Annotated in this window: 11 protein-coding genes; 2 read left to right on the top strand and 9 right to left on the bottom strand. The window is 61.8% G+C overall.

Annotated features, from left to right (window positions below; translation table 11 throughout):
* Positions 1–34: 34 nt before the first annotated feature.
* The 4 genes from B0G52_RS14645 to pxpB all read right to left on the bottom strand — a co-directional run bounded on the left by B0G52_RS14645 (position 35) and on the right by pxpB (position 5,216).
* Positions 35–451 (bottom strand): gamma-glutamylcyclotransferase family protein, encoded by a 417-nt coding sequence (locus tag B0G52_RS14645; RefSeq protein WP_094045513.1) that lies wholly within the window; start codon positions 449–451, stop codon positions 35–37.
* Positions 448–2,565: a putative bifunctional diguanylate cyclase/phosphodiesterase gene (locus tag B0G52_RS14640; protein ID WP_094045511.1), complete on the bottom strand. Its 2,118-nt coding sequence runs from the start codon at positions 2,563–2,565 to the stop codon at positions 448–450. Before B0G52_RS14640 ends, B0G52_RS14645 begins: the two co-directional genes overlap by 4 nt.
* A 141-nt stretch (positions 2,566–2,706) precedes the next feature.
* On the bottom strand, positions 2,707–3,450 hold the full coding sequence (locus B0G52_RS14635; protein WP_094045509.1) for a LamB/YcsF family protein: 744 nt from the start codon (positions 3,448–3,450) through the stop codon (positions 2,707–2,709).
* Positions 3,447–5,216, bottom strand: a complete 1,770-nt coding sequence (pxpB, locus tag B0G52_RS14630) for a 5-oxoprolinase subunit PxpB (protein WP_158223717.1) — start codon at positions 5,214–5,216, stop codon at positions 3,447–3,449. The genes B0G52_RS14635 and pxpB overlap by 4 nt, the downstream gene beginning before the upstream one ends.
* Before the next feature lie 89 nt (positions 5,217–5,305).
* Between pxpB and B0G52_RS14625 the strand changes: the two genes are divergently transcribed.
* The gene (locus B0G52_RS14625) at positions 5,306–5,617 is read left to right on the top strand and encodes a hypothetical protein (protein WP_094045505.1); all 312 of its coding nucleotides are present in this window, start codon (positions 5,306–5,308) and stop codon (positions 5,615–5,617) included.
* Positions 5,618–5,759: 142 nt separating this feature from the next.
* A complete protein-coding gene (locus B0G52_RS14620) occupies positions 5,760–8,177 on the top strand; it encodes an MMPL family transporter (protein WP_143762567.1) in 2,418 nt (805 codons plus the stop codon).
* A 14-nt stretch (positions 8,178–8,191) separates the two neighbouring features.
* On the opposite strand, the gene B0G52_RS14615 is transcribed toward B0G52_RS14620, so the two are convergent.
* The 5 genes from B0G52_RS14615 to B0G52_RS14595 all read right to left on the bottom strand — a co-directional run bounded on the left by B0G52_RS14615 (position 8,192) and on the right by B0G52_RS14595 (position 12,428).
* The gene (locus tag B0G52_RS14615) at positions 8,192–8,848 is read right to left on the bottom strand and encodes a hypothetical protein (RefSeq protein WP_094045501.1); all 657 of its coding nucleotides are present in this window, start codon (positions 8,846–8,848) and stop codon (positions 8,192–8,194) included.
* 155 nt (positions 8,849–9,003) lie between these two features.
* Positions 9,004–9,972 carry an aldolase catalytic domain-containing protein gene (locus B0G52_RS14610; RefSeq protein ID WP_094045499.1) on the bottom strand — a complete coding sequence of 323 codons (969 nt, stop codon included), beginning with the start codon at positions 9,970–9,972 and terminating at the stop codon, positions 9,004–9,006.
* Between the two features lie 106 nt (positions 9,973–10,078).
* Positions 10,079–10,354: a HesB/YadR/YfhF family protein gene (locus tag B0G52_RS14605; protein WP_094045566.1), complete on the bottom strand. Its 276-nt coding sequence runs from the start codon at positions 10,352–10,354 to the stop codon at positions 10,079–10,081.
* Between the two features lie 168 nt (positions 10,355–10,522).
* Positions 10,523–10,897: an IDEAL domain-containing protein gene (locus B0G52_RS14600; RefSeq protein WP_094045497.1), complete on the bottom strand. Its 375-nt coding sequence runs from the start codon at positions 10,895–10,897 to the stop codon at positions 10,523–10,525.
* A gap of 205 nt (positions 10,898–11,102) precedes the next feature.
* A complete protein-coding gene (locus tag B0G52_RS14595; RefSeq protein WP_094045495.1) occupies positions 11,103–12,428 on the bottom strand; it encodes an MFS transporter in 1,326 nt (441 codons plus the stop codon).
* Positions 12,429–12,511: the final 83 nt, after the last annotated feature.

The raw sequence follows: 12,511 nt of genomic DNA, 5'->3' as shown, positions 1-12,511 counted from the left end.
TAAAACGATCCGGGAAAGCTCCTCTTCCGCAACATTAATTCGACGACGACCGCCCGCGCAAGACGTCCGGCCACCACTGCGCCGCCACGACGGGGAAACCTCTGGATTCGGTCCAGACGTAGCCCCAGCCCGTCAGCTCCGGCCGATGCGCATCCGCCAGCCGCACCCGTTCGTAATCGTTAAGCTCCTCGATGCCGTAAAAATCCTCCAGCTCGTCCAGCACCGGCAAGCCTTCCCTCGCAATCTCCATCCACATTCCCCGTACGATGCGATTCGAACCGTCCAGCAGCAGCGCCGGATACGGGCCCGCATCGACAAGCCGGCCGCGAACCGCCCCGGGTACGGCGGACAGCAGATAGGGCTCGACGACCGCGTGGTTGCTCAGCCCCGGCAGAAGCGAACCGTACGCGAACACCCGCACGGTCCCCTTTTCCTCCGCCGCGCCCCTCATCCCGCCGTCTGCCTCTTTGCCTTATCCTGCTCGTACAAGCTCTCGAACTGCTCAGGCGGGACGGGCCTGGAGAAGTAGTAGCCTTGGGCTTCCTGGCATTTCAACTGCTTCAGGAAAGCGACCTGCCCCTCGTTCTCGACGCCTTCGGCCGTCACCGTCAGCTCCAGATTGCGCGCCATCGCCGAAATGCCGGACACGATCGCCGCGTCGTTGCGATCCGTCAGCACGTCGCCCACGAACGCGCGGTCGATCTTCAGCTTGTCGATCGGAAACCGCTTCAGATAATACAGCGAGCTGTAGCCGGTGCCGAAGTCGTCGACGCTGATCCGCACGCCCAGCTTCTTGAGCTGCTTCAGCATTTCCGTGGCGTAGGCGACGTCGGCCATAATGCTCTCGGTGATTTCGAGCTCCAGCCACTGAGGCGCCAGCCCCGTCTCCGTCAGCACCTTCTCGATGCGGGCGCACAGATCGTGCTGGCGGAATTGGCGAATGGACAGGTTGACGGACAGCACGATCGGAGGCAATCCCCTGTCGTGCCACATCTTCATTTGTTCGCAGGCGTTGCGAAGCACCCATTCCCCGAGCGGCAAAATGAATCCGTTCTCCTCGCACAGCGGAATGAATTCCACAGGGGAGATTTCGCCCTTCTGCGGATGCCGCCACCTGAGCAGCGCTTCGACTCCGACGAGATGGTCGCGCTCCAGATCGACGAGCGGCTGGTATACGAGATGAAACTGTCCGAGCTCCAGCGCGATGCGCAGGTCGTTCTCCAGCAGCAGCCGCTCCTTGGCCTTCAGGTTCATCCGCGTCTCGTATCTCTTCCAGCCGTTGCGAGATTCCTTCGCCCCGTACATCGCCGTGTCCGCGTTCTGCAGCAGCAGGTCGAGCGTTCTCCCGTCATCCGGGTAGACCGCCACTCCGACGCTGCCCGTAATATGAAAGGCGGAAGGACCGACCTTGATCGGCTGGTCGAACAAGTCGACCAGGCGCTGCGCCGCCTTCTCCGCTTCCTCCGCGTCGCGAATGTCGCTCAGAAGCACCGTAAACTCGTCGCCTCCGAGCCGGAACACGTTCTCCGGTTTGTCCGCGTACTCCGTCAGCCGCTTGGAGATCGAGACGAGCAGCCGGTCTCCGAACGAATGGCCCATCGAATCGTTAATCGTCTTGAACCGGTCGATGTCCAGCCAGAGCAGCGCGAATTGGCCTCCCCCGTGAAGCGAACGGGACATCTCGGCCCGCACTCGCTCCGAGAACAGCCGCCGGTTGGGCAGCGCGGTCAGCTCGTCGTGATAAGCCATATACTGGATGCGGGCTTCCGTCTTTTTCTGCCGCTTGTAAGGCTCCTCGATCAGAACAAAATAAATGCCCTTCAGAAGAAAATAGTAGCCGATCAGCTTGAAGCATTCCCCGAACAGATCTTGCGGCGAGCCGATTCCGCTTCCCAGCGTCTTCTCCAGCTTGGAGAGCAGCAGCCAGATAAGCGCTTGAACGATCGTCAGCACCGATTCCGGGCGTTCGACCCGATTGCGGTACAGCAGCACCAAGATGGCCGCCGCATAGCACAGCAGCGCCACGGCTTGTTGATACGATTCGATCGCCTCGATAGCGGCGACGTTCCAGCTGTCCGCGCGACGAAAAACGAACGCCGAGGCGACCGCAATCGTAACGAGCACGGGAATGATCGCCAGGATGCGGGTTTGCGCCTTGACGATCGGATTGCGCAGCGAGAATACGACGAGCAGGCCGATCGCTCCGATCCACTCCGCAATCCACTCCAGCAAAACGCTGGGCGTATCGCCGACCGCGCCTTCGTACAAAGGCATGCTCGGAGCGCTTATGGCGTGCAGCAGTCCCAGCAAGCCCACCGCCGAGAACAACGCGGCGGTCATCAGCCTGTGCCTGCACAAAGTCGGGACGAATACCATCCAACCGAGGATAAGCAAGGCGAAGCAGATCGCGAAGGCCAAAGATTCCAGAATGAGATGAATGGCGTAACGGTCGAGCGAATCGAACGACGCCTGCAGCCAGCCGCCGCCCCATTGGATACCGGAGAACGCCGCGATCGCCAAGACGATCGTCCATACCGTTTTCAATTCCGTGCGATTAATCCACATACACTGCCTCCGACGAATTACCTATTCAATGCCCCGTTCGTCAAAAAAAGTAAATCCTTTAGAACTACGACCGTTGTCCTCTAAAATAAAATTTCCACACCTTCGTGTTTTTTCCTGCATAAAAGCGCAAATTTTCGACATTCATTCGACACCGTTCGAGTCCATTCCAATCGGAGCTCCAATCTCGAAGCCCGCCTGACGCAGCCGTTCCGCGATAAGCCGAGCCAGCTCGGCTGCTTGCGGCGTGTCTCCGTGAACGCACAGTGTGCGGAATCTCCCTTGCCCCGCAAGCGCAAGCGCCTGCCGCACGACGTCCTCCGGCCGCTCCAGCACCGCTCTCGGCATTCGCCTCGGCACGAGTCCGCCGTCCGCTCCGTAAGCCCGATCCGCGAAGCCTTCGGGAACGAAGCCGATCCCCGCTCTATGCGCCGCAGCTTCCAGACTGCTGCCCGGAAGGCCGTACAGCAGCAGCGACGGATCCAGGCTGCGTACCGCAAGCGCGACTTCCTCCGCCAGCTCTTCATCCTTGGAAGCCATGTGGTAGAACGCTCCATGCAGCTTCACATGCCGCAGCCGCCCCCCGGCCGAGCGCGCGAAGCCGGACAGCGAGCCGGCCTGGTACAGGACGAAATCCGCCGCTTCGCGGGGAGAAATCGCCAGTTCCCTTCGTCCGAAGCCGAGTCGGTCCGGCAAGCCGGGATGCGCTCCGATCGCCACGCCGCGCTCCGCGCAGCCCTCGACAGTCGCGCGCATCGTGTGGGGATCGCCCGCGTGGAAGCCGCAGGCGATATTCGCCGACGACACGACGCCCAGCAGCAGCTCGTCCGCTCCGTGCTCGTAGGCGCCGAACCCTTCGCCCAAATCCGCGTTCAGATCGATTCTCATTTCGTCCCTCCTTTGCTTGCGGCTTGCGCGAGACGCAAGCCGATGCCGGCTTTCAGCAGCGCACGCTCACGGAGCGTCCGCTCCCAGGCCAGCTCGGCTTCCCGAAGCGTAACCGCCTCGAAGGCAAGCCTGCATCCGGGCGCCGCTTGCGCGAGCAGCGGCCAATCGGCCCCGATGACGTGCGCGATCTTCGGATAACCTCCAGTCGGCTGGCAGCCCGCTCCCAGCACGATCGGATTCCCGTCGGGGGGCACCTGGATCGTTCCGGGAACGACGCCGTGCGAGACAAGCTCGCTTCCTCCTTCGCGAAGTAGCGGCTCGCCGGACAGCCTCAGACCCATCCGGTCGGACGAGGCTTCTACCCGATACGCCGTGCTTAGCAGCCGCTCTCGGGAGGCTTCGGTAAACTCCTCCCACTCTTCCCCGGGCACGACGCGAAGCGTAAAGCCTTCTCCGCCCGGCCAGGCGGCGCTTCTCGCGTCATCGGCGGCATGCCAGCTTACGGCGCTCAGTCGTGCCGGCTTGCCGTCCGCTTCCGCCCGCGCACGCAGCGATTCCAGCAAAGCCGTCGAGCGGGGAGAAGCGGCAGCCGCGCCGATCGCATCCCCGGCGGCCAGCGCCCGCCCCCCGCTGCCGCCGCCGATACGCGCTCTCGGGTCCGCGCTGCGGCTTCCGAGGACCGCGGGCGCGTCGATTCCTCCGGCTACGGCCATGTAGGCTCGGCAGCCGAAGCGCGCCTTGCCGAACGTCAGCTCCGAGCCTGCGGCCACGAATACCGGCCGGTTCATCGGAACCGGGCTGCCGTCCGCCTGCGGCGACAGATCCGCGCCGCACACCGCGATCAGCAAATCGCGCTCGACCGCATAGCTGCCGCCGATCATCGTCAGCTCAAGCACGGCGTCCTCCTCGTCGTTGCCGACGAGCAGATTGGCCGTACGCATCGCCCGATCGTCCATCGCGCCCCCGGCCGAGACGCCGTAGCGTCGCCAGCCGGCTCGGCCCGCATCCTGCACGGTCGTCAGCAATCCCGGCTTCAGCACTTTGAGCGCGGGGTTCGCCGGAGCCCAAGGAGACTTATCCATGTCCTTGTCCTCATCCTCGCCCGGCGTGGAAAGCTCGGCTGCGGGAACGAAGCTGACTTGATCTCCGGGCCTCAGCGGGAAAGGCTCCTTCTCCTCCGGCCGGAACAGCGGCACGGCCGTTCTTCCGATAATTTGCCAGCCGCCCGGCGATTCGTTCGGATAGACGCCGGTCCGGTTGCCCGCGACCGCGACCGACCCGGCCGGCACCCGCATGCGCGGATTCGGTCTTCGCGGCTGTTCCAGCCTGTCGTCCAGCCCGCTTAAATACGGAAATCCCGGAGCGAACCCCATCATCTCTACCGTATAGACGGCGGACGAGTGAAGCTCCGCGAACCGCGCCTCCGTCATGCCGGCGCGGCTCGCGCACGCTCCCAGATCAGGCCCGAACTCCCCTCCGTAGACGACGGGCAGTTCCACCCGCCGGGGCTCCGCGGCGGCCTCTTCGCGGATGCCGTCCCACAGCCGGATCAGCTCTGCGGCCGCTTCTTCTATCGATGAGCAAGAAGGCTTCAAGTAAAAGGCGATCGTTCCGCTGGCCGCCGCCGACTCCAGCAGCCACGGGAGCCCGAGGGCGGAGACAGCCGCCGCTCTCGCCGCAAGAAGGGCGGCCGGCAACGGTTCGCTCCAGCGGAACGCAAATGCCCTGTCGCCGAGGGAGATCGTCTCGAACGCATATCGACGCACGACGAAGCCTCCTTTCATAACTTTCATTTGCAACGTTTTCGATTAACACGGTACAATTATACTATCGGCAAGGGAGGATTGGTTCAAAAGTGGAATCGTACGACCTGGCGGAGCTCGCCATCTCGCAGCACTCTCATGTCTGGAACCTCGTCTTCTCGCGCGCGAAGCTGATGGTCGTATCCGATCACGGCACCCGCCTCTGGTACGTCGATATCGACGGCGTGACCGACGACGAATTGCTTAAGCGGTTCGCCGACTCGGAATCGATCGAGATCGCCATGACCGCGACGACCGTCGGCGGGCGCGAACTGTCCGGCAGCGGCTTCTTCCATCCGAACCCGCGCCACCGCGCTGCCGCCATACGAGGAGACGGGCAATTAACGGGCTACGGGCCGCAATAAGGCTCCAGCGCCATAGGACGCCAAAACCGGAAAGGCTGATCTTCGTCAAGCCAAGCGCCGACGGGGAATCGGCCTTTCCTCATGCCAGGAAATCCGGACGGCTGAGCCGTTGAGAATACCCGCAGGAGGGAGGGAACCCGCGTTGGAAAACTGGATACGGACGATCGCCAAGCTTCGTTGGGCCGTTCTGGCGGCTTGGCTGGCGGCCGCTCTTCTTTCCTTGTTCGCGCTGCCGGATCTGCAGACGATTCTAAGGCATTCGGAGCAGCGTTTCCTGCCCGACGAAGCGAATTCCGTGCAGGCGACAAATCTGCTGCACGACATCGATCCGGACAATCGCTCCCTCTCCGGGGCCGTCTTGGTCTTCTCCAGGGACGAGGGCTTGCGCGAGTCGGACAACGACTGGCTGAACCGGACGCTCCGGGAGATCGACAGCCGCAAAGCCGAGCTTAACGTCGCCGGCGTCGTCTCCTCCCTCACACAGCCGGAGCTGGCGGAGCGGCTGCTCAGCCGGGACGGCACGACCCGGATCGCGCTGATCAACCTTCCGAGCGCCGACTTCGAGGACGTTACCCAAGCGACGCTCGGCCAGTTGAAGAGCCTGCTCGCCGCCGCCCCGGAAGGCTCTCGGGCGCTGCTTACCGGAAGCGCGCCGCTGTCCCAGGATTTTCAGAAATCCGCGGAAAGCGGACTGCGAAGAACCGAACTGGTGACGATCGGCCTCGTGCTCGCTATTTTGCTTCTGCTGTTTCGCTCCCCCGTAACCCCGATCCTCCCGCTGGCGACGATAGGAATCAGCTTCGCCGTGTCCGAGGGAGTGCTGGGAGCCTTCGCCCAGTGGGGCGTCCCGGTATCCCACTTCACCGAATCTTTCCTGATCGCGGTTCTGTTCGGCGCGGGGACGGACTACTGCATCCTGCTGATCCAGCGCTACAAGGAGGAGCTTCAGGCCGGAAGCGGCGCGGAAGGCGACCGAGTCGAGGCGCTCGTCCGCACGATGTCGGGCGTGGGCGGCACAATTCTGTACGCCTCCAGCACCGTGTTCGCCGCTTTCCTGCTGCTCGGGTTCGCGGAGTTCGGCCTGTACCGCTCCGCCGTCGGCGTATCGCTCGGCGTGCTGATTACGGTCGCGGCCGCCCTCACGCTGGCCCCTTCGCTGCTGCTTCTATTCGGCCCCGCGGCGTTCTGGCCCGCCCGCCGCGCTCCTTCGGGCCGCCCGTCGCCGCTCTGGAGCAAGCTGGCCGCAATCTCCGCGAAAAAAGCGACGCTTGTGCTGATCGCCTCCGTCATCTGCCTTGCGCCGCTTGCCTTGCTGTTCCAGGGCAAGCGGACGTTCGACGACCTGTCCGAGATCGATCCGAAGCTGGATTCCGTCATCGGTTTCCGACAGGCGGAAAAGGCGTTCAGCGCGGGAGAAGTATTCCCGGTAACGATCGCGGTCACGGCCAAGCAATCGATGCGCACGACGTCGGGCCTGGCGGCGCTTGAACAGGTCAGCGCGGAGCTGGACGCGCTGCCGTACGTCGGCGAAGTGCGCAGCGCCGTCCGCCCGCTCGGCAAGAAGCCGGAGCAATTGACGGTGCCCGGACAGCTCAAAGGTCCGAACGTCGGAGAGATCATCCGCTCGCTGACCGGCGACCAGCAGACGTTGATGGCCGGACTTCGGGAGATCGCGATGCATTCCGCCCCTCTAAGTCAAGGCATGCTCGGCATTCTGTCCTCCGTCCGACAGCTGCAGGAAGGTCTCGGCCAGCTGCTCCTGTCCCAGCTCGGCTCATGGAACCGGCTGGCGAAGGGCAATCCCCTGCAGGAAGGAAGCCCGGAGAGCGGCTCCCGGGAACAAGCGCTGAACTATTACATCTCTCCGGACGGAAGAACGGCGAAGTTCGAGCTGCTCCTCGCGCCTCATCCGTATTCGGACGAGGCGATGGACGCGATGCCCGAGCTCACGCGCTTCGTCCGCGAGAGCATGGATCGTACGTGGCTTGAAGAACCGCAGGCGTTCGTCACGGGCGTCTCGGCCAAGTACGGAGAGCTGCGCGACATCTCCTGGCGCGATTTCGCCCGCACCGGCTTGCTCGTGCTCGCCGGAATCGCGGCGGTGCTGGCGATTCTGCTCCGCTCGTTCGCGCAGCCTGTGTGCATCCTGCTGTCCTTAGGCTTGAATTACTTGGTGACGATGGGAATACTGGAGTTTATCTTCGTGAGGGTGTTGGGCTATGACGGTTTGTCGTGGACCGTATCGTTCTTCGTCTTCATCATCATCGTTGCGCTCGGCGTCGACTACGGCATCTTCCTGATGGCCCGATTCAAGGAAGAAACCCGGCGCGCGCCGGCGTCCGAAGCCATGACCGCAGCCTTGAAGACGACGGGCGGCATCATCCGCTCGGCCGCCGCCATCATGGCCGGAACGTTCGGCGCGCTTATCTTCTCCGGCCTGGACACGCTCGTGCAGATCGGCGCAGGCGCGCTGATCGGCCTATTGCTGTATGCGACGCTGTTCATGGGCTTCGTCGTTCCGGCCATGATCCATCTGTTCGGCGGCAAGCGCCGGACGTAAGCGGGATCGGTCCGCTAGTCGTCGCGAAGGGCTCCCAAGCTGCCTTCCAGGAAGCGCATGACCGCCTCAAGCTCCAGTTGCTGCACGTATTCCAGCTTGTCGCGGGCTTCTTCGTCGCCGATCCGGTACGCCTGCATCGCCGCGGCGGTTACGAACAGATAAGGATTCCAGCTCCCCTGCGCGGCGATTTGGTCGGCGGCCTCCCTGGTCGGGCCGTCTGCGACCGGATGCTGCCGAAGATAGGCTGCCGCCCTCGCTTGCAAGCCATGATAAGCGGGATGATTGCCGGCCTGGCGAAACCAGTAGCTCGCGTTGTCGAAATCTCCTTCGCGCCGGTGAACGATGCCGTGCAGCAAGCTCCCCGTCGGCGTCCCGAGCCGTTCGACCAGATCGTGGGCGCGCTTCAGGCTGTCGTTCCACAAGTGGAGCGCTGCCAAATAAGCGAGCGCGGACGGAATTCCGTCCGCCCGTCCTCCCGACAGCCGCTCCGGCGATACGCCGCCCAGCTCTTCGTCGATGCCGGGATGCCAGACTCCGTCCGGCATTAGCGGCGACAGGCGAGTCCGGTTGCGCAGTCTGCGAATCGCGTTCGCCAGACGGGTCGTCTGTTCGGGTTCCATTACCTTCTCCGTGTCGGTTATCCAGCCTTCCTGTTGCTCCGTGCCCCTCATCCAAGCGCCCCCCAACTTGCCAGCTTTTGACAAGACAATAGCCTATTTAACGATTTTTGTCAAAATAAACCGTGGCCAAACGGATCTGGAACGCCGCTAAACAAGCAAAAAAAGCCTCCCCGCCGAGGGGAGACTTCTCCGATTCGTCAATCCGCTTATTTGCCCTGATACACTTCCGGAGTCGTCATCTTGTCGTAAAACTCCGTAAACAGATCGCGCTTGTCCGAGGCTCTCCAGCCCATGGCGGATCTCGGATGCTCGTCCAGCGTGCCGGTAATCATGTCGGGGATCAGGTAGCCCCATTCTTCCTTCTCGCGCAGCTTGATCATGTGCTTCTCGATCATGCCGAGCACCGGGCGAAGACTGTACTCCGGACGGGTCAGCTTGGCGAGCAGCAGCTCGGTCGGCGTATTGCCGGCGGCGCGGCCCATGCCGAAGACGGACGAGTCCAGCAGCTCGACGCCGAGCTGCGCCGCGGTCAGCGTATTGGCGAACGCCAGCTGCAGGTTGTTGTGCGTATGCACGCCCAGACGTTTGTTCTTCAGCGTGCGGCTGAACTTATCCACCAGGTAGCGGATATCGTCCGGGTCCAGGCTGCCGTAGGAGTCGACGATATAGACGACGTCGATCGGGCTGTCGTTGATCATCGCCAGCGACTCGTTGAGCTCATTGTCCATGACGCCGGACAGCGCCATGATGTTGATCGTCGTCTCGTAGCCGCGCTTATGGAACAGCGTGCCCAGATCGATCGCCTTCGCGGTGTCGCGGGCGTAGCAGGCAACGCGGATCAGGTCGAGCATCGACTCGCTGCGCTCGAGCACGTCGTTCTCATCCACGCGTCCGACGTCGACGAGCGCGGACAGCTTCGTGCGTTTCTTCTCGCCGATGACCTTGCGCAGGAAGTCGTCGTTCAGAAATCTCCACGGACCTTCCTTGCCTTCGCTCTTCAGCAGCTTGGGGGAATTTTTGTAGCCGACTTCCATATACTCCACGCCGGCCGCGTTCAACGACTCGTACAGATCCTGCACGAACTCCACGCTGAAATCCCAGTTGTTGACCAACCCTCCGTCGCGGACGGTGCAGTCCACGATCTTGCAGTGATTCGTCTTGCTATGTACCGTCATGATTCTGAATTCTCCTTTTCTCGGCCCCGCGGATACCTGTGTCGAAATATAATGATTATTAGTTTACATCAAACCGCGCGGGTTTGCTACCTCTAATCGGTCGGCTTCAGGAGAATTGGAATACGATGTCTTCGCCGCGGCAATCGATGCGCAGGCTTCTGCCCTCCAGAAACCAGACGTCCTTGCTCTCCATGTAGAAGGTCACCCGGTCGGCGACCGTCGTCACCGCGGCGTCGATCGGCGTATCCCGCGTAATGCCGAAGGCAAAAGGAAGCTCCCCTCCGCTAACGTAACGCACGAACACTCTTACCGTTTCCCCGTCGGCGATTCCCCATTCCCCTTTGAAGCATGACAGCGCGGAAGGCGTAACGATCAGTTCCATATCCAACACCTCATCTTTCAATTTTGGGTACCCTTCCATTCTACCTCCATCGGCCCGATAAAGAAATGAGCCGGATCACAAGAGATCCGGCCCAATCTATCCAAATTTCCGCGCCAAGCTCGTCCCGCTTCGATATCGACCCGCCTTGCGGAGGCTAAGGACGACCTCTTACGGCCTTGCTGTATGCCCCAGCCGATTGACGGGCGCCTTACGACGGAAGGAAAATCCTTCCGCCTGGCGCTCCGGCCCGGAACGCGCGGCCAGCGAACGGGTCAATTCCATGAACCACGATTCGTCTCGAGTCGCCAGCGCGAGGTCGATCAGATTGTACAGCGAACTCTCCTCGTCCATCGCGTAAGACGGCAGTTCCCGAAGCCAGTGCTCCAGCACGGAGGTCGATTTGCCCGTCGACTCCTCGTTATCGGAGCGAACGACGAATACTTTCGCCAATCCTTTCGAATGATCTATCGACTCGATAAACCCGTGCACGAATTCCCCGTTTCTCGTCTTGGCTTGCACCCAATCGCCGATCTCGAATTTCATGTTGCCCACCGCCCGTCTATAAATATGGATTGCGCAAAACTGTAATCACTTATATTACAATTCGGAGAAAAAAATCGACGATCCGCATTGCTGCCTGCTCGCCGTCTATTTCCGCCACTGGATATACTGTAATTATAAATATTACAGTTGCGATTGTCAATTCCGCCGTTCGACAGCCTCCGCCGCGGCTGCCGCCGGCCTTATGCTATACTTTATGCATTTCCCCGGAACGAGGTATAGGCTTCGGCCCGCCCGGGCGCCGTCCGCTTCTGAACACGAACGGCGCAACCGCCAGCGACAGCGCCATCAGAGCCGCGCCCGCGAATGAAGCGATGCCGTAAGATTGAATCCACAGCGGCCCTCCGACCGCTTGATCGTACAGCCACCCGCCCGCGATCGGCCCGACGAATCCCGCGATGCCCGTGAAAGCCGAGAAGACGGCGACGTACATCGGCCTCTCCGATTTGGGAGAATCCCCGATCAGGAAGTTGAATACGAGCAGGTTGTAGCCGGCCAGCCCGAAGCCGAGCAGCGCGTGCGCCACGATCAGGATGAGCAGCACGGGCAGCACGGCCATGCCCGCCCAGATCGCGCACGACCCCGCGATAATCGGGAATGTCCAGAGCAGAAGCGCATTCGTCGAATATCGGCTGTTGAGCAAGCCCCAATAATAGTAGCTGATCATCATCACCAGATTTTGCAGCATGATGATCAGCGTGACTTTGCTCGCGCTCAGCTTCATCACTTCAAGCATAACGTACGCGAACAGCGGAACGGCGACGTTCTGGAGCAAAATGAACAGGGCGATGAACAGCGTCGCCATCAGAAACCGCCTGTCCGCGAACGGACGCGCAAACATGCGGAGCGACTTTCCGCTCTCCGACGGTTGAAAAGGAGGGTTTGGATATTGCGTCAGCGCCCAGCCGTTCCAGATGACGCAGGCGGCGCTGATGCCGAACAGCACGACGAATCCCCGCGGACCCGGCAGCCATTCCATAATCTGCCCTCCGAGCAGCAGCGTCATGCAGACGACGGCCCAGTGGACCGTGTTGCGGATGCCGAAATATTTGCCCCTGACGCTGGCGGGAACGATATCCGCCATCAGGGACGTCCAGACGACGCCCCCGGCCTGGCCGGAAACCATGCAGACGAGCCACATGGCCAAGTAAACCGGAATCCAGGAATCCTCCGGAAACGCCAGCGGGATCAGCCCGGTTCCGACCCACACCGTCCGGTGGACGATGCCGAACAGCGCGACGAAAAACCGGCGATTGTGCCAGCTCTGCATCGCGAACGCGATCAGCACCTGAATGAGCAGGGCGAACGGCGGTATCGCCAGCACGAGGCCGATATGGAACGCGCTAAACCCGAGGTACGTCAAAAAGACGGTCTGCAACGGACCGCCAAGCAGATTCCCCAATATATTCGCCGGAATGCCCTCGATCAACGAGATTCTGAGGCTTTTGCGGTTCTCGGATTCGCTTCTGCGGACCGAGAGCGCGCGCTTCATTCCTTTGATCCAACCGCTCATCGCGATGTTCCCCCATGTTGTACCGAATGTTACCTAGAAGTTCCCTCATCGCCGCTAATCCAGGGTGTGTATGCATACACGCC

Origin of the sequence: Cohnella sp. SGD-V74 (assembly GCF_003001675.1) — a bacterium.
In the GTDB taxonomy this organism is placed as follows: Bacteria; Bacillota; Bacilli; order Paenibacillales; family Paenibacillaceae; genus Cohnella.
This window is presented reverse-complemented; position numbering and strand designations above follow the sequence as displayed.